The sequence below is a fragment of the Eubacterium sp. SB2 genome (assembly GCF_001244405.1).
In the GTDB taxonomy this organism is placed as follows: domain Bacteria; phylum Bacillota; class Clostridia; order Lachnospirales; family Lachnospiraceae; genus Faecalicatena; species Faecalicatena contortus_B.
In genome coordinates this window covers 572016-590906 of record NZ_LN865153.1, presented here as the reverse complement: position 1 = coordinate 590906, position 18891 = coordinate 572016, and the positions used below count along the sequence as shown (strand labels likewise).

Here is an 18891-nt window from a genome sequence, read left to right as displayed (position 1 = left end):
GGAAACCGGGCGCTTAGCCTAGTACTGCGTTGCGCAATTAACAGTGATAAAGCACCTGCTATCTACAACAGGAGCACGTCTGCGAAGCTAGACGTAGGAACCGCTACGCCGTCGCTTCGCAGACGCACACCTGATGCAGATAGCAGGCACTTTATTCACTGCTAATTATGCAACGCCGTACTAGAAGCGCTAACTGCGAAAAAGCCGCATTTTATGGAACCGAGCGTATTCACTTTGAAAGCCGATGCTTTCTAAGCTCAGACGCTCTGGATAATTGATTCGGAATCAATTATCCTCCATAAAATGCGGCTTTTTCGCAGTTAGCGCTTCTATGGCACGCTATAGGCTTCCGGAATCAGCATAAGCCTCACCGGACAGCGGCGGAGCATCCCGATTTTCTCAGGCTGGACGCATCCTTGCGGGAGGGGGGGCTTGCCCGGAGGTTTGGCGGGGGCAGCTGATTGGGTTGGGAGACGGGGGAGCTTTTTAGAGAGTTTATAGTTACTATGCGCGGCCCCTGGGGCGTTAGTAGTAACTGTTTATATGCTGCGTCGACAAATTACGACAGGTTCTTGTTGACAGTGGGGTGTGTTTGTGGATAATATGGTACTGATATGTGTAATTCGGAGATGTTTTGGGGGATGCGCTTTTAGGGGCGGCAGTGAGTTGTTATGTTATGTACGGGTGTGCGGATGTGGTGATGTTTGACCAGGCTAATGGGTGAAGGCAATAGATGTGCACTGGGGTGCGGTATAATGTGTACGAGGAGGATAAAAGGTGGAGAAGTGGTTTGTTTCTATGAAGAAGGCGGATTTTAATGGGATTGCTGAGCGGTACCATGTTTCTCCGATTCTTGCGCGGCTGATTCGGAACCGGGATTTGATGACGGATGAGGAGATTGGGTTTTATTTGAATGGGACGATTGCGGATTTGTATGATGGAATGCTGATGAAGGATATGGATAAGGCGGTGGAGATTCTGGCGGAGAAAATCCGGGGAGGGGAGGCCATCCGTGTTATCGGGGATTATGATATTGACGGGGTGAATGCGACTTATGTGCTGCAGGAAGGGATCTCTAAGCTGGGCGGTGATGTAGATACGGATATTCCGGACCGGATACGGGATGGGTATGGACTGAACAGGATGCTGATTGACCGCGCCCTGGAGGATGGTATCGATACGATTATTACATGCGATAATGGGATTGCGGCTGCGGAGGAGATTGCTTATGGCAAGCAGAGGGGACTTACGATTATTGTGACGGATCACCACGAGGTGCCATATCTGGAGGCAGGCGGTGTGAAGGAATATCTGCTGCCCCAGGCGGACGCAGTGGTAGATCCGCACCGGGCGGATTGTGAATATCCTTTTAAAGGGCTTTGCGGGGCGGCAGTGGCTTACAAACTGGTGGAAGCGCTTTATGAGGTGATGCAGAAAGATGTGGATGATATTGATTATCTGATGGAAAATGTGGCCATAGCTACTGTAGGGGATGTGATGGATCTGACCGGTGAAAACCGGATTTTTGTGAAGCAGGGGCTGGAAATGCTGAAGCGTACCGGTAATCTTGGACTGAGGGCGCTGATTGAGTGTACGGGAGTCCCTGTGGACAGACTGTCGGCTTATCATATCGGATTTGTGCTGGGGCCCTGCATTAATGCCAGCGGCCGTCTGGACACGGCAAAACGCGCGCTGGAGCTTTTGAATGCACCGAACCGCAGAGAAGCAGTGATGCTGGCGGAGGATCTTAAGGCTCTCAATGACAGCCGCAAGGAGATGACGGAAAAGGGCGTGGAGCAGGCGGTGGAGCAGATTGAGAATACTTCTCTGAAGGAGGATAAGGTTCTGGTTGTTTATCTTCCGGAGTGCCATGAAAGTATAGCGGGCATCATAGCGGGAAGAATTAAGGAGAGATATTACCGTCCCACTTTTGTGCTCACCCAGGGCGAGGAGGGCGTGAAAGGCTCCGGGCGGTCCATTGAGTCCTACAATATGTTTGAGGAGATGTGCAGATGCCGGGCGCTGTTTACGAAGTTCGGGGGGCATAAGCTGGCGGCAGGGCTGTCCCTGGAGGAGGAAAATGTGGGCAGATTCCGTGAAACAATCAACGAGCTGGCTGTTTTATCTGAGGAAGATCTTCTGCCGAAGGTATCCATTGACATGCAGCTTCCTCTTGCATATGTGACCGAATCGCTGGTATCCGAACTGGAGCTTTTAGAGCCTTTTGGAAAAGGGAATACGAAACCCCTGTTCGCAGAAAAGAATCTGAAGGTGCTCAGTCCCAGGATTATCGGAAAAAATCAGAATGTTTTGAAATTTCGTGTCCAGGACAGGCGGGGAAACCAGATGGAGGCAATTTACTTTGGGGATGCGCAGGACTGCCTGGATTATATAAAGCGGAAAGACGAGTTGTCATTTACTTTCTATCCGTCTGTGAATGACTATATGGGTAAGAAAACGCTGCAGATTACAGTAGTAAACTATCAATAGCGCCATTTTAAGTTACTGTATATAGTAATTTTAGCAGCAATTCAGACAGGTTTGGGTATTTACTGCGAAGACCGTACGAAAACATGGCAGCAGCAGGCATCCGGCTCTTCGCAGGAGGCGAATTTAAATGAACTGGATGCGCAACAGTTCAGGTCTGTCTGAACTGTTTCCAATTTTATGCGTTTTTGCGTCTATTTATGGGGAAATAGTTTGAAAATTGTTAAAATAATGTTATACTTAGGGGTATGAAACTTACCATAGAAGAAAGGGGGAATTGATATGGCGGGAACTCCGGAATATGAATTACTGAATAAAAATCTGGAGATTGTGGATGGGCATGCTGTGAAAGCACCCGAAGATTATCAAGACCCTGAACAATTATATCAGGCTTTGATAGCCAGAGTCAGGAAGTATCACCCATCCGCAGATATTACCCTGATTGAGAAGGCCTACAGGACGGCTAAAAGCGCGCATAAGGATCAGGCGCGCAAGTCAGGCGAGCCGTATATTATACATCCTCTCTGGGTGGGCATTATACTTGCCGATCTGGAGATGGATAAGGAGACGATTGTTGCAGGTATGCTGCACGATGCCGTGGAAGACACGGAGATGACACTGGAGGATGTGGCAAGAGAGTTCGGCGAGGAGGTAGCACTTCTGGTCGATGGGGTCACGAAACTGGGACAGTTATCCTACTCCCAGGATAAGCTGGAGGTTCAGGCCGAGAATCTGCGTAAGATGTTTCTGGCCATGGCGAAGGATATCCGTGTGATCATTATTAAGCTGGCGGACCGGCTGCACAATATGCGTACACTGGAGTTTATGACCCCGGCTAAGCAGAAGGAAAAAGCCCGGGAGACGATGGACATTTACGCCCCGATCGCACACCGGCTCGGTATCTCCAAGATTAAGACGGAACTGGATGACCTGTCGCTGAAGTATTCCCAGCCGGAAGTGTATTTTGACCTGGTGAGGGATCTGAATGAACGCAAGACTGAGAGGGAGGAGTTTGTACAGCAGATCGTGGCTGAGGTTTCCACCCATATGAAAAACTCTCACATCGAGGCTAAGGTATATGGCCGGGTTAAGCATTTTTTCAGTATTTATAAAAAGATGGTAAACCAGAATAAAACGCTGGATCAGGTATATGACCTGTTTGCCGTGCGCATCATTGTGGATTCGGTTAAGGACTGCTATGCTGCGCTTGGCGTGATTCATGAGATGTACACGCCGATACCGGGGCGTTTTAAAGACTATATTGCCATGCCGAAAGCCAATATGTACCAGTCCCTGCACACAACACTGATGGGACCTTCCGGGCAGCCTTTTGAGATACAGATCCGCACGGAAGAGATGCACAAGACGGCGGAATTCGGAATCGCGGCGCACTGGAAGTATAAAGAAGGCGGCGCCGGAAAGAGCGTGAAAGCGCAGGAAGAAGAAAAGCTGAGCTGGCTGCGCCAGATTCTGGAATGGCAGCGTGATATGTCGGATAACCGGGAGTTTTTAAGCCTGCTAAAAGGCGACCTGGATTTATTTGCAGAGGATGTATATTGTTTTACCCCCAACGGGGACGTAAAGAATCTGCCTAACGGCTCCACTCCGGTGGATTTCGCATATGCGATCCACAGTGCGGTGGGGAATAAGATGGTGGGCGCCAGGGTGAACGGGAAGTTGGTCAATATTGACTATAAGATACAGAACGGGGACAGAATTGAGATTCTGACCTCACAGAATTCCAAGGGGCCCAGCCGGGACTGGCTGAATATTGTCAAAAGCACCCAGGCGAAGAACAAGATTAATCAGTGGTTTAAGAGAGAATTTAAAGAAGACAATATTATCAGGGGAAAAGAGCTGATCGCTGCCTACTGCAAGACAAAGTCTATCAATCCCCAGAATATCATGAAAGCGAAATATCAGCAGATTGTGCAGCAAAAGTACGGATTCCGCGACTGGGATGCGGTGCTTGCGGCGCTCGGGCACGGCGGTGTGAAGGAAGGCCAGGTCGTGAACCGCCTTGTGGAGGAGTATGAGAAAGAACATAAGAAAGAGATCACGGATGAAACAATCCTGGAGAAGATCTCCGAGGCGAATAACCAGAAGGTGCATATCGCTAAGTCCAGGAGCGGGATCGTGGTTAAGGGAATCGATGATATGGCGGTGCGTTTTTCAAAATGCTGTAATCCGGTGCCCGGAGATGAGATTGTTGGTTTTGTCACCAGGGGACGCGGCATGTCGATTCACAGGACAGACTGTGTGAACATGATTCATCTCTCCGAGACCGAGAGAGAGAGGCTGATTGATGCCGAGTGGGAAGAGACGGCAGCGGAAGAAAACGGCGGTCAGTATCTGGCGGAACTGAAGATGTTTGCCCATGACAGGCAGGGGCTTTTGATGGAGATTTCCAAGATTTTCACAGAGGCTAAGATTGACGTGAAGTCTATGAATATTAGAACGAGCAAGAAGGGAACGGCTTCTCTGGATATGGGATTTATTGTCCATGGCAGAGAGGAACTGAACCGGGTAATTGAGAAGCTGCGCCAGATTGAAGGCGTGATGGATATTGAAAGGACGGCGGGGTAGAGCGATGAAAGTAGAGAAGTTTGTTATTGGAATGCTCCAGACGAATTGTTATCTTGTACAGAATGAAGAATCAAAGGAATGTTTTCTGGTGGATCCGTCCATCTGTCCGGAAGAGCTGGTGGGCCATATAAAAAGCGAGGGACTCAAGCTGAAGGCAATTCTGCTGACCCACGGGCATTTTGATCATATTATGGGGCTTGATGGATTCCTGAAGGAATTTCCGGTTCCCGTCTATGCGCACGAGGAGGAGCAGGGGCTGCTAAATGATTCTGTGCTGAATGCCTCGGCAGAATATGGACCAGGCTATACCTTTTCCGATGCCGAGTATTTAAAAGACGGCCAGAAGCTGACAGCCGCGGGGATGGAGATCGAGGTGCTGTATACGCCGGGACATACAATCGGCGGATGCTGTTACTATATTCCTGCGGAAGGAGTCCTGTTCAGCGGGGATACCCTGTTCTGGACTTCCATCGGCAGAGGGGATCTGCCCACAGGAAGCTACAGCGAGCTGGTGCGGTCCATTCAGGATAAGCTGATGCGCCTTCCCGGGAAGACCAAGGTTTATCCGGGGCATATGCAGGAGACTACGATTGGTTTTGAGAAGATACACAATCCGTTTATTTGATATGGCAAATCCGGTTGGAAATCCCTTTACTACATGGCCAGTAACTCTCCAAAAATAACGTATAGTCAGGAATTTGAGTTTATTATGATAGAGATCAGCAGTAATGATACATTGTATATGTACAATTTGTACCATATCGTAAAAGCCTTTTTTCCGAATGAGGAAATCAGGCAGAAGGTGGATGACAGGCAAGAACCCCTGGTAAGACTAGTGTTGGAAGGGGGCTCTTGCTTTTCCATTACGAAGGAGCAAGCCGGGCATTCGGGGGACCGGCAGGAGACGAAACGGCATGTGACAAAACAGACCTATGATTATCTCAGCAGCGTGACCGGGAGGACACTTGCCTGGGGAATGCTGACCGGCGTCAGGCCGACGAAGCTGGCAATGCAGAAGCTGGAAAACGGTATGAGCAAAGAGGAGACGATCAGATCTCTGGAGGATGTATTTGGGGTCAGCCCACAAAAAGCGGCGCTTGGATGTGAGATTGCGCAGCGTGAAAGGGATCTCCTGGGACGGCTGGACTGCAAAAATGGCTGGAGCCTTTATGTAGGTATCCCATTCTGCCCCAGTATTTGCTCATACTGTTCCTTTGGATCGTCCCCGCTTAACCGGTGGGCGGACAAGATGGATCTGTATATGGAAGCCCTGTGTAAAGAGGTGTCGGCCATCGGCAGGGCGGCAGCGGGCCGAAAGCTGAATACGATTTATATCGGGGGAGGCACCCCAACCACGCTCCACGCAGCGCAGCTTGATCAGCTGCTAAGCCTTTTGGAGGAGGAATTTTCTTTTGACAATCTGCTGGAATTCACGGTAGAAGCGGGAAGACCGGACAGTATTACGGTTGAAAAGCTGGAGGTACTGGCGCGTCATCCGGTGACCCGGATTTCGGTGAATCCGCAGACCATGCAGCAGAAGACGCTGGATGCAGTTGGAAGAAGACACAGTGCCCAGGACGTGAAAGACGTGTTTTGGCAGGCCAGGAGACTGGGATTTACGAATATTAATATGGACTTGATTGCGGGGCTCCCCGGAGAGGACGCCGCGGATATGCGCGATACGCTCAGACAGATCGAGGAACTCGGGCCGGACAGTCTTACGGTTCACTCGCTTGCAATCAAAAGAGCCGCGAAGTTTGGGCAGGAGAACCGGGAAATAGACCTGCATTCCGGGATTGAGCAGATGGTGGAAGAGAGCGCCGCGACCGCGGAAAGAATGGGCCTTTTACCTTATTATCTGTACCGGCAGAAGAATATTGCAGGAAATTTTGAAAATGTTGGCTATGCAAAGGTTGACAAAGCCGGAATATACAATATACTAATTATGGAAGAAAAGCAGACAATCCTGGCTGCCGGAGCCGGTGCTTCCACGAAAATCGTGCTGCCGGAGAAGATTACCCTGGAGAACGGCAGGCAGACAAGTCTGGTGAGAATTGAAAATGTGAAGGACATTGCGGAGTATATCGGCCGCATTGATGAGATGATAGAGAGAAAAGGAGAATGGTTATGGCGTTAAAGAAAAAACCGGTTACCGGAATGAAGGACATGATGCCCGGAGAAATGGAAATCAGGGATTACTGTATCGGGCTCATTAAGGAAACATACAAGGCATTCGGATTTTCATCGATCGAGACCCCTTGCGTGGAGCATCTTGAAAATCTGTGCAGCAAACAGGGCGGAGATAATGAAAAGCTGATTTTTAAGATCCTGAAAAGAGGAGAAAAGCTGAAAATTGATGCGGCCCGGGAAGAGGCGGATCTTGTGGACGGCGGCCTGCGCTATGACCTGACTGTGCCGCTGTGCCGTTATTACTCCAACAATGCGAACGACCTGCCATCCCCTTTTAAGGCGCTGCAGATGGGAAATGTATGGCGTGCCGACAGACCCCAGAGAGGACGTTTCCGTCAGTTTATGCAGTGTGATATTGACATTTTAGGAGAGCCGGGCAACCTGGCCGAGATCGAACTGATCCTTGCCACATCCACCCTGCTTGGAAAGCTGGATTTTAAAAACTTTACCATCCGCATCAATGACAGAAGATTTTTAAAGGCAATGGCAGCATACAGCGGATTTCAGGAAACAGACTATGAAAATGTATTCATTACACTGGACAAGATGGACAAGATCGGAATGGACGGTGTGGCAGCAGAATTAGAGGATTGCGGTTATGCAAAAGAAACGGTGGAAAAATATCTTCAGTTATTTAAAGAAATTACGGGGGACGTGGAAGGCGTACGCTACTGCAAAGAGAAGCTGGAAGGCTTTCTCGAGGATGAAGCGGCGGCTTCACTGGAAATGATTATTACGAGCGTAGACAGTGCAAAAGAAGCGGATTTCAGAATCACATTTGATCCCACACTGGTGCGCGGCATGTCTTATTATACCGGAACTATATTTGAAATCTCCATGGATGAGTTTGGTGGTTCTGTTGGCGGCGGAGGACGCTACGATGAGATGATCGGAAAATTCACCGGGCAGAACACCCCGGCGGTAGGGTTCTCCATCGGCTTCGAGCGGATTGTCATGTTATTGCTGGAGCGGGGCTATCAGGTGCCGGCCAGCCGGGATAAAAAGGCATTTTTGATCGAGAAAAATATGCCACAGGAAGGTATGCTGAAAGTGCTGAACCTGGCAAAAGCAGAGCGCGCGGCAGGGCGGCAGGTTATGATCGCCAATATGAAGAAGAACAAAAAGTTCCAGAAGGAACAGCTGACAGAACAGGGATACGCAGACATCGTAGAATGTTATCGGGATTCCATAGATACTCTCTAAATGTGAAAAAAGTGTGAACGGGGTCTGACCCTTTTGCAAAGGGGTCAGACCCCTATGAAGAAAGGATGAATAGGAAATGGCTGAATCAATGAAAGGATTAAAGAGAACTCACCGCTGCGGTGAGTTGTCCAGTTCAAATATCGGTGAGATGGTAACGGTTATGGGCTGGGTCCAGAAGAACAGAAACAAGGGCGGGATTGTGTTTGTGGACCTGAGAGACCGTTCCGGTATTCTGCAGATTGTGTTTGAGGGGGAGGATAAGTCTGCCCTGATCGATAAAGCTGCGAAGCTGCGCAGTGAGTTTGTAATTGCCGTTGTGGGCAGGGTGGAAGCGCGCAGCGGCGCTGTGAATGAAAACCTTGCAACAGGAGAGATTGAAATCAGGGCGGATGAACTGCGGATCCTTTCCGAATCAGAGACCCCTCCGTTCCCGATTGAAGAGAACAGCAAAACAAAGGAAGAACTCCGCCTAAAATACAGATATCTGGATCTGAGAAGGCCGGATCTGCAGAAGAACCTGATGATGAGAAGCCGGATTGCTACACTTACCAGACAGTTCCTTTCTGAAGAGGGATTTTTGGAGATTGAGACTCCGATACTCGGTAAGAGCACTCCGGAGGGCGCAAGGGACTACCTGGTGCCGAGCCGTGTTCATCCGGGCAGTTTTTACGGGCTTCCCCAGTCTCCGCAGCTTTTTAAGCAGCTGTTGATGTGTTCGGGTTATGACCGCTATTTTCAGATCGCAAAATGTTTCCGCGATGAGGATCTCCGTGCGGACAGACAGCCGGAGTTTACCCAGATCGATATGGAGCTTTCCTTTGTGGACGTAGACGATGTAATTGATGTAAATGAAAGACTTCTTGCAAGACTCTTTAAAGAGGTGCTGGATGTGGATGTAGCGCTGCCCATTCCAAGAATGACATGGCAGGAGGCGATGGACCGTTACGGTTCCGACAAGCCGGATACCCGTTTCGGCATGGAACTCGTGGATGTGACGGAAGCGGTCAAAGATTGTGAGTTCGTTGTATTCAAAGGCGCCGTGGAGAATGGCGGGACAGTCCGGGGCATCAATGCCAAAGGCCAGGGCGGCATGCCGCGCAAGAAGATCGATAAACTGGTCGATTTTGCAAAAGACTTTGGCGCTAAGGGACTTGCCTATATTGCACTGCAGGAGGATGGCAGCATGAAGTCTTCCTTTGCCAAATTCATGACAGAGGATGAAATGCAGGGCCTTGTACAGGCAATGTCCGGCGAGCCGGGGGATCTGCTGCTCTTTGCGGCCGATCAGAACAAGGTTGTATGGGACGTTCTGGGAAATCTCCGCCTGGAAATTGCAAGACAGACGGAAATCCTGGATAAAAATGAGTACAAGTTTGTGTGGATCACGGAATTCCCGCTGCTCGAATGGAGCGAGGAGCAGAACCGTTATGTGGCAATGCACCATCCGTTTACCATGCCGATGGAAGAGGATCTGCAGTATTTAGATTCTGACCCTGGGAGAGTGCGCGCAAAGGCATACGATATCGTGCTGAGCGGAAATGAAATCGGAGGCGGCAGTGTCCGAATATTCCAGAATGACGTGCAGGAGAAAATGTTCGAGGTGCTTGGATTTACAAAAGAGCAGGCCCATGAGCAGTTCGGATTCCTTCTGGATGCTTTCAAATATGGAGTTCCGCCTCACGCAGGACTGGCATACGGACTGGACCGTATGGTAATGCTAATGGCAAAAGAAGACAGCATCCGTGATGTAATGGCCTTCCCGAAGGTAAAAGACGCTTCCTGCCTGATGACAGAAGCGCCGAATATTGTGGATGAAAAACAGCTGGGAGAACTGGGACTGGAACTTAAAAGCGCTGAATAGGAAGGTGGACCATGTATATTGTTGCTTATCGGCTGATTAACCTGCTCAATGATTCGGAATATGATTCTACAGAAGCCCACATTGCGGAAAGCCTGCTGGGGATGATCAAAGATATCGAACACATGCCCATAGACCAGGTCGCGGACAAATGCCACATATCAAAATCCACGTTGTCCAAGTTTGTAAAAAGACTGGGGTTTGAAGACTACAAGGAATTCCGTGACAATGCACGCAATGAAAAAAAGAGGGCAGGATACCATAACTACGAAGAAAAAGTCCCCATGGACAGATTCATTGAACAATACGGTATCGAGAGATTCCTGAGCGTTCTCTCGGGAGATATCGAACACTTCTTATCGGGCATAGACAGAAATCAGATCAGGGAACTCGCAAAAGCCCTGCATCAGTATAAAAAGGTGGCGGCATTCGGTTCTGTATATTCCGAGACCGTTGCAATGGATTTTATGTACGAAATAGCCGGAGTGGGTAAATACATCAAGACCAATATCTATGATGTCAAGCAGGAACAATATATCAACGAGGCCGATGAGGACACACTCATTATCATCTTCTCAAATTCAGGACAGTATATATACGAAAACGGGATGAAGCCCCTGGATCAGTCCAGGTCCTTCGTTCGCAAAACAAAGGGCAGGATTGCCCTGATCACCTCCAACCGGGAGGCTGCATCCGATCCAAGCGTCAGCTATCCGGTACTGTATCATTTCACAACCAGGGTGCAGAACCATCCCTTCATAGAACGAATCATAGCCCAGATGATTGTCGAGGAGTTTAAATGTATTGGAGGGGGGCGCAGTACAGGCCCATAGAACGCCGTCCGCCGCTGGAAACGGAGATAGGGGGATTGGGAAGCGGGGGTTCGGCTGTAAGCTGGAGTAGAGTAAAAAAGAAGGAAAACCGGGGTAACCTGGCCACATCACCCGAAGCCTGATGGCTTCGCGCGCTGGGGCCAGGAATTTTTGTGATTCGGAATCACAAAAATTACCCCGGTTTTCCTTCTTTTTTACTTTACTCCAGCTAACAACCGAACCTACGCTTCCCAATCCCCCTATCTCCGTTTCCAGCGGTGGACGGCGTTCTATGCGCTGTACTGCTGGGGCGTTCCGGGGGCGGGAGTTTAGCGGGGAAACTGAGAGTTTTTTAGGCGGGAGAGGCGGATTTTGGATGGGGATGCGGGAAGGGTGCCGGTATAGGATGAAAAGCACCGGGTTGGTTATTGTGCATTTGATCAATATATATCCTCATCTTAATTCTGCAGCCGGATATGCCTGTGCAGTCAATTTGATCCACTGCTCCCGTCCAAGCCGCTTCCATCTGCAAAGATAAACCCAAACTCCCGTCCGGATGGACCCAGCCTGACAGGGGCGGAGGGGGTGCCGGAGGGGGAAACTTTGCAGGCCTTTTTGAGCGGCATAGAGAGCGCCGTAGTATCACTTGATAAAAACCGCACCGGATGAGAAGGCTAAACTCTGCTTCCGAAGCAGAGTTTAAGCCGGCCTGAGCCGCGCAATTCATCAGAATTGCGGGGTGAATGCCGGTGGTGCCTTCTCATCCGGTGCGGTTTTTATCTAGTGATACTTGGCAAACGGACAGCCGCTAAAAAGGCCTGCAAAGTTTCCCCCTCCGGCACCCCCTCCGTCTCTGTCAGGCGCCCCTTCCCTCATCTTTTTGTGTAGACTACACAAATTTGGGGTATCCTATGCTTGCAATTTGCATAAAAAAGTTTCCAAATTGCGAAATTTTACACGTTAAAAAAATAATCTGTTTATAATTAGGACAATCTATTATGCATAATAAATTTATTTGAAGGGAGACAGAGTGTGGAGATGATTAAGAATTTTGAATGGCCGGATGACTATGGGAATCCTGAATGGTTTATGGAGGACCGCTTCGGGCTGTTCATACACTTTGGATTATTTTCGGCCGCGGCCAGACATGAATGGGTAATGACACTGGAGCAGATTGGAAAGGATGGATATCAGAAGTATTTTGACAACTTTAATCCGGATCTGCTGGACGCCAGGGAATGGGCAAAAAAGGCAAAGGCAGCGGGCTTTAAATATGCGGTGCTGACAGCAAAACACCATGAAGGATTTGCTTTGTGGGACACAGCACTCAGTGATTACAAGATTACCAATACGGCCTATGGCCGCGATCTGGTGAAAGAATATGCGGAGGCGTTCAGGGCAGAGGGCCTGCAGGTTGGCCTGTATTTTTCTCTGATCGACTGGAACCACCCGGATTTCCTGGTAGACGGGTATCATCCGGAGAGAAATAACAAAGAATATATTGAGAATCATCCGGGGGATATGGAGTCCTATACAAAGTTTATGCATGGGCAGGTCAGAGAGCTTCTGACCAATTATGGTAAGATCGATTATCTGTGGTTTGACTTTTCCTATGCAAACAGAGACTGGGGAGATTCCGTCGGAAAAGGCAGGGAAGACTGGAAATCCGAGGATCTGGAGAAAATGATCCTCTCCCTTCAGCCCGACATTATTCTGAATGACCGCCTGGATCTTGGGCGGGGCGTAGGAACTCCGGAACAGTATCAGCGTAATGCCAGGATGGAAAGCGGCAAAAAGCAGCTTGTCTGGGAGGCATGCCAGACGCTGAACGGAAGCTGGGGCTATGACAGAGACAATCTGGACTGGAAGACACCGGAGATGGTAACGAAGTTATTGATTGATACTGTTTCCAAGGGCGGTAACATGCTGCTGAACATCGGACCGAACGCCCGCGGCGAATGGGATGCAAAGACGGAAGAGATTTTGAACCGGGTCGGTGAATGGATGCGGCTGCATGGCAGGGCAATATATGGCTGTGGGGCCAGCGAGTACGATGTCCCGGCAGATGCACGCTTTACACAGAATGGGAACCGCCTCTACCTGCACCTTTTCTCATGGCCGTACAGAACGCTGCTGATCGAAAAGCTGGGAGGAAAGGTTGCCTATGCACAGCTGGTCCATGATAATTCTGAAATAAAATATATTCAGGACGAAGGGCTTTCCGGCAAGAGAAAATCCCATAAAGATTTAAACGCTGAGGTAACCGAGATTCATATTAAAGACAAGTTTGAGGATAACTCTCTGTTGGTAACCCTGCCGGTGCAGAGACCGGATGTGCTTGTACCGGTCATCGAATTTATCCTGAAAGACTAGAGGAGGAAGACATATGTATTATATCCTTGCTTCACACGGAGAATATGCAAAGGCTTGCAAAGCAAGCTGTGAAATGATAACAGGGGCTGCACCGCAGTTCTTTGTGGTCACATTTACCGAAGACATGACAAAAGAGTCTGTGGAAAAGGCTTACAGGGCAATACTGGCAGAGAACGGGGCCGATCAGTGTGAGGCCATCATTACGGACGTGCCGGGCGGCACACCGTTCAATGCGGCTGCACCTGTTATACATGAAAACAGCCGGATCGCGCTGGTATCAGGATTGTGCATGGGAATGCTTATAGCGCTGAATACAGGTGATACTCTGTACAGTGCGATGGAACAGGCAAAGGAAACGATCATGGGCGAAGGTGTTAAAAATGACAGCCAGCCGGAAAAGAAACAGGAGCATAAAGAGCCTGTTGAAAAGAACGGTATTGTAAACCTCAGACTGGATGAACGTCTGATCCATGGTCAGGTGGCAACTTACTGGACAAGGACACTGGGAGCAACCAGAATCATGGTGGTCGGAGATGACATCGTAAATGACGAGATCGCTAAAAATGCACTCAGGGCTGCAGTTCCGGCGGGTATGAAGCTAAGCGTGCTGACTGCTGAAAATGCTGCAAAGCGCCTGAATGAAGGTATTTATGCAGGACAAAGAGTCTTTTTAATTGTCAAAGACCCCTCTACGATTGTAAAACTACTTGAATATGGCGTTAAGGTTAAAGAAGTCAATATAGGAAATATGGGAATAAAAGAGGGCAGGGAACAGATTAAAAAGTCTGTCTACTGTACGCAGGAAGAGCTGCAGACAATTCTGTCCATTGAAGAATCCGGGGTTCCTGTATATGCACAGATGGTGCCCAACGATGAGAAAAGGAAATTTGCATCTTATTTAAAATAGCAGAGGAGGAAACAAAAAATGGAAATTCAAATGTGGCAGATTCTTGCATTGACAGCACTTGCATTCTTTGCAATTTGTGAAAACTTATCCACATCAGTTCTGGGAAACCAGCCGGTTATTATAGGTACGATTGCCGGAATCATCATGGGGGACATGAAGATGGGGCTGGCTGTTGGAGCAACCCTGCAGCTGATGATTCTGGGTGTTGGTACTTACGGCGGTTCTTCCATGCCGGACTACATGACGGGATCAATTATCGGTACGGTGTTTGCAGTAACATCCGGAAAAGGAATGGATTTTGGTATCGGACTTGCGGTTCCGGTAGGACTTTTGATGGTACAGCTGGACGTGCTGGCCAGATTCAGCAACGTATTCTTTGCGAAAAGAGTAGAGGCGGCTGTAGAGAGAATGGACTTTAAGGCCATTGGAAGAAATACCTGGCTGGGATCTTTGTCCTGGGGGCTTTCCAGAGCACTTCCCGTATTTTTAATGTTGATTTTCGGACAAAATCTGGTCAATCTGATTGTGGACTACATGCCGGAATGGCTGATGGGCGGACTTACAGTTGCAGGCGGACTGCTTCCGGCAGTCGGTATCGCAATCCTGCTGAGATACCTTCCGGTGAAGAGTTATATCTCATATCTTCTGGTTGGATTTTTTGCTGCTGCATATTTAAGTGTTCCTATGGTCGGAGTGGCAATATTAGGTACAGCATTGGCAGTCGTTGCATTTAAACAGTTTCTGGAGAAAAACCAGAAAGTAGTTACGGTTAATACAGGATCAGCTCAGGAGGGATTGTTAGATGGAGAATTTGAAGATTAATCAGGAGAAGATTACAGATCAGGATATTAAAAGGGTCAGCAAAAGATGGATTCTGGCATCCCAGATTACATGGAATTATGAGAAAATGATGGGTGTCGGTTATCTCTATGCGATCCTGCCTATATTGAGAAAGTTATACAAAAAGTCCGAGGACTTAAAAGAGATGATGAGAAACCATGTGCAGTTTTTTAACACCACACCGCATATGGGAGGATTTATACTGGGAATTGATGCAGCGACAGAAGAGTCAGGCGGTAAAACGGCGAAGGATGCAGCCAGTGGTATCAAGACAGGTCTGATGGGACCGTTTGCAGGCGTGGGCGACACTATTTTCGGAGTACTGATCCCAACCATTTTCGGTTCTATTGCAGCTTATATGGGACAGAATGGAAATGTGACAGGTGTTGTGATCTGGCTGCTTGTCAATATTGCAATACTGATTTTCAGATATTTTACAACAGGAATTGGTTACCGCGAGGGAACAAAGCTGGTTACCTCTGCAAAGGATAAGCTGGATGCTCTTACACACGCAGCCACCCTTCTTGGAATAACCGTTGTGGGTGCGCTGATCCCTACAGTTGTAAAGGCCAATATTGCGGCAAACTTTAAATCCGGTGATGTAACTTTGGAAGGCCAGGCAATTGTGGATCAGATTATGCCAAGCCTCGTGCCGGTACTTGTAGTAGCTGGGATTTATTTCCTGCTCGGCAAGAAAAAAATGACTTCAACAAAAGCAATTTTAATTATTATGGTGGCATCTATCGTATTCTATGCTATCGGATTATTAGCATAATTGAAAGACAAGGAGAGCGTTATGGGACTGGAATTTTTTGACAAGGCAAAAGAAGTTATGGAGAAACTGGAAAATACGCAGGCAGAGAATATTCATGCAGCCGCACTTTTGATTTCAGAATCGATCCAAAAAGGCGGTATTCTGCAGGCATTCGGCAGCGGGCATTCCTATGCCGGGGCGATTGAAGTGTGCGGACGAGCAGGCGGTCTGATACCAAGCAAGGTTATACGAGACAGAGCAGAAGGCATGTATGAAAGCGTGGAAGGCGTTGCGCCGTTCCTGATGCGCTGCGTAGACATACAGCCAAACGATATTTTCATCCTGATCTCCAACTCAGGGAGAAATCCAATGACGATCGAGATGGCAGAACATATTAAGAAAAAAGGCAACAAGTTAATTGTAGTGACAGCGCTGGAAGTATCCAGCAGTTCCACTTCCAGACATTCTTCAGGAAAACTGTTATATGAATTTGCCGATGTGGTTCTGGACAACCAGTCCACCTTCGGAGACGCCTCTCTGGACATAGAAGGGCTTGACAGCAAGGTGTGCGGTACATCCTCATTCAGTACATGCCTTCTTCTGCAGCAGACAATTTATGAGGCTGTGAAAGACATGACCGAAAAGGGATATGAGGCTCCGGTCTATAAGAGTGCGAATATAGATGGCGGCAGGGAGTTTAACAATGTCCTGGAACAGAAATATGCGGACAGAATCTGGCATATTTAAAGATATAGAGAAAGAGGGCCGTTTTTACGGTTCTTTTTCTATTTGATGTATTATATGAAACAGGAGAAACGGTGAGTGCTATTATGCTACGGCGTTTTCATTGCGCTGAAAAAACGAGAACCGGACAAAAAATAAGAAGACCGTGGCAAGCGGCAGAATGGAGGATGATATGAAGTTAATAAAAGATAAGAAAATATACACCGGCAAAGAAGTGATTTACCGGGGATATATCCGATTTGACCAGAAAATTACAGAAGTAGGTGATATGGAAAGCTTTACGGAAAAGGCCGGCGACGAGGAGGTTGCGACGGAAGGGAATATTCTGATTCCGGGATTTATTGATGTCCACAGCCATGGCGGATATGGTCAAGACAATATGGATGCACTGCCTGGAGAAATCAGCAGCATGGTGAATAAAATGGCTGCAGAGGAAGGGATCACTTCCTATTTCTGTACAACCATGACACAAACTTATGATAAGATAGAAGAAGCGATGAAAAATATCTGCAGTGCGGCAAAAATGAACCCGATCATCCAGGGAATCCATGTTGAGGGACCGTTTATTTCCGAAAAGTTTAAAGGTGCGCAGGATGCCTCTTATATTAAAAAACCGGATGAGAAAGTGCTGGAGGAGTGGAATCAGATCAGCGGCGGAATGATCCGGCTTGTGACATATGCTCCTGAGGAAGCGGACACACAGTTTGAGGCTTGGTGTGAGGAGCACAAGGTAGTCTTAAGCGCCGGGCATTCGAATGCACTTTATGCAGAGCTTGGACGCAGCCGTGCAAGCCATATTACCCATCTTTACAATGCACAGAGAGGCTTAAACCACAGAGAGCCGGGAGTGACCGGATACGGCCTTTTGACGCCGGGGGTGAAGGCTGAGATTATCTGTGACGGAATTCATATTGTACCGGAGATGGTGCGGCTTGCCTATGAAATAAAAGGAAGCGGCGGGATTGAACTGATCACGGACTCCATGAGAGCCAAGGGGATGCCGGAAGGTTTAAGTGAGCTGGGCGGACAGAAGGTGTATGTAAAGGATGGGACAGCCAGGCTGGAAGACGGTACGATAGCAGGAAGCGTTCTGACATTTATTCAGGCATTCCGCAATATCATGGACTTCACGGGGGCTTCACTGGAAGATGCTGTTCAGATGAGTTCTGTTAACCAGGCAGAAGAGTTTGGGCTGGAGCACAAAGGGATGCTGTCTGTGGGAAAGGATGCGGATATCCTTGTTCTGGACGGAGAATTTCATTTGAAGAACACATTCAGCTGTGGTAAATTAATATGTGGCTGAAATACATGGGCAGACAGTGATAATCAATTCGGATATTTATTTAAGGCAGAAGTGGGCATGAAAGGAGAAAAAATGGGAAAGTATGTATTGGAAGTATGTGCGGACTGCGTAGAGTCCGCAATAGCAGCGGAAAAAGGAGGCGCAGACAGGATCGAACTGTGCAGCAATCTGGTGATCGGGGGTGTGACGCCGGGACAGGCGTTATTCAAGCTGGTGCGCAAATATACGGATATTCGTGTACGTGTGCTGCTACGTCCCAGATACGGGGATTACTGCTATAATGATTATGAGTTTGAACAATTGAAAGAAGAAGTGCAGATGTACCGGGAACTTGGAGCTTCCGGGGCGGTTGTCGGCATGCTGAATCCGGACGGCACGCTCGATACCGGAAGAATGTCAGAACTGGTGAAAGCGGCAGGAAATATGGACGTTGCACTGCACAGATGCTTTGATGTATGCAAGGATCCATATAAAGCGCTGGAAGAGGCGGTATCAATAGGGATGAAGACGATTTTGACCAGCGGGCAGAAAGAAACCGGTTTGGATGGCCGGGATGTTTTGGCCAAGCTGGAGGAGAAGAGCGCAGGCAGAATCGAGATTCTGGCGGCCGGTGGAATACAGGCCGGGGTGATTGAGAAACTTGTACCGGCTGCCGGGATAACCTCCTTCCATATGTCTGGAAAACAGGAGGTAGAAAGCGCCATGCAATTCCGCATGGAAGGAGCCAGCATGGGCCTGCCGGAGAGAAATGAGTATCTGCTCTGGAAAACTTCTGAGGAGGCTGTCAGACAGGCTGCGGCGGTGCTGCATAAGATGTGTGGTTAGCAGCCGATA

The 18891-nt window shown here is 48.6% G+C and carries 15 protein-coding genes; all 15 read left to right on the top strand.

What is annotated here, in order from left to right; genetic code table 11:
• Positions 1-777: 777 nt before the first annotated feature.
• The 15 genes from recJ to BN1938_RS15025 all read left to right on the top strand — a co-directional run bounded on the left by recJ (position 778) and on the right by BN1938_RS15025 (position 18882).
• Positions 778-2490 carry a single-stranded-DNA-specific exonuclease RecJ gene (gene recJ / locus BN1938_RS15090; RefSeq protein ID WP_050641391.1) on the top strand — a complete coding sequence of 571 codons (1713 nt, stop codon included), beginning with the start codon at positions 778-780 and terminating at the stop codon, positions 2488-2490.
• 279 nt (positions 2491-2769) lie between these two features.
• Positions 2770-5073 carry a RelA/SpoT family protein gene (locus BN1938_RS15085; RefSeq protein WP_050641390.1) on the top strand — a complete coding sequence of 768 codons (2304 nt, stop codon included), beginning with the start codon at positions 2770-2772 and terminating at the stop codon, positions 5071-5073.
• Positions 5074-5077: 4 nt separating this feature from the next.
• The gene (locus BN1938_RS15080) at positions 5078-5698 is read left to right on the top strand and encodes an MBL fold metallo-hydrolase (protein WP_050641389.1); all 621 of its coding nucleotides are present in this window, start codon (positions 5078-5080) and stop codon (positions 5696-5698) included.
• Between the two features lie 157 nt (positions 5699-5855).
• On the top strand, positions 5856-5903 hold the full coding sequence (locus tag BN1938_RS24255) for a hypothetical protein (protein ID WP_369794802.1): 48 nt from the start codon (positions 5856-5858) through the stop codon (positions 5901-5903).
• 5 nt (positions 5904-5908) lie between these two features.
• Positions 5909-7210: a coproporphyrinogen dehydrogenase HemZ gene (gene hemZ / locus BN1938_RS15075; RefSeq protein WP_369794801.1), complete on the top strand. Its 1302-nt coding sequence runs from the start codon at positions 5909-5911 to the stop codon at positions 7208-7210.
• Positions 7201-8466, top strand: a complete 1266-nt coding sequence (hisS, locus tag BN1938_RS15070; RefSeq protein WP_050641387.1) for a histidine--tRNA ligase — start codon at positions 7201-7203, stop codon at positions 8464-8466. Before hemZ ends, hisS begins: the two co-directional genes overlap by 10 nt.
• 76 nt (positions 8467-8542) lie before the next feature.
• On the top strand, positions 8543-10327 hold the full coding sequence (gene aspS, locus BN1938_RS15065; protein WP_050641386.1) for an aspartate--tRNA ligase: 1785 nt from the start codon (positions 8543-8545) through the stop codon (positions 10325-10327).
• Between the two features lie 11 nt (positions 10328-10338).
• Entirely contained in the window at positions 10339-11157 is an 819-nt protein-coding gene (locus tag BN1938_RS15060; protein ID WP_050641385.1) for a MurR/RpiR family transcriptional regulator, read from the top strand.
• A gap of 1017 nt (positions 11158-12174) precedes the next feature.
• A complete protein-coding gene (locus BN1938_RS15055; protein WP_050642713.1) occupies positions 12175-13509 on the top strand; it encodes an alpha-L-fucosidase in 1335 nt (444 codons plus the stop codon).
• Positions 13510-13522: 13 nt separating this feature from the next.
• On the top strand, positions 13523-14416 hold the full coding sequence (locus BN1938_RS23130; protein WP_082203026.1) for a PTS sugar transporter subunit IIAB: 894 nt from the start codon (positions 13523-13525) through the stop codon (positions 14414-14416).
• A gap of 18 nt (positions 14417-14434) precedes the next feature.
• Positions 14435-15238: a PTS mannose/fructose/sorbose/N-acetylgalactosamine transporter subunit IIC gene (locus tag BN1938_RS15045; RefSeq protein WP_050641384.1), complete on the top strand. Its 804-nt coding sequence runs from the start codon at positions 14435-14437 to the stop codon at positions 15236-15238.
• Positions 15219-16031: a PTS system mannose/fructose/sorbose family transporter subunit IID gene (locus tag BN1938_RS15040; RefSeq protein ID WP_050641383.1), complete on the top strand. Its 813-nt coding sequence runs from the start codon at positions 15219-15221 to the stop codon at positions 16029-16031. Before BN1938_RS15045 ends, BN1938_RS15040 begins: the two co-directional genes overlap by 20 nt.
• A gap of 21 nt (positions 16032-16052) precedes the next feature.
• Positions 16053-16757, top strand: coding sequence for an SIS domain-containing protein (locus BN1938_RS15035; RefSeq protein WP_050641382.1), 705 nt, complete (start codon positions 16053-16055; stop codon positions 16755-16757).
• 169 nt (positions 16758-16926) lie between these two features.
• Positions 16927-18057, top strand: a complete 1131-nt coding sequence (gene nagA / locus BN1938_RS15030; protein ID WP_050641381.1) for an N-acetylglucosamine-6-phosphate deacetylase — start codon at positions 16927-16929, stop codon at positions 18055-18057.
• A gap of 72 nt (positions 18058-18129) precedes the next feature.
• Positions 18130-18882 carry a copper homeostasis protein CutC gene (locus tag BN1938_RS15025; RefSeq protein WP_148487228.1) on the top strand — a complete coding sequence of 251 codons (753 nt, stop codon included), beginning with the start codon at positions 18130-18132 and terminating at the stop codon, positions 18880-18882.
• Positions 18883-18891: the final 9 nt, after the last annotated feature.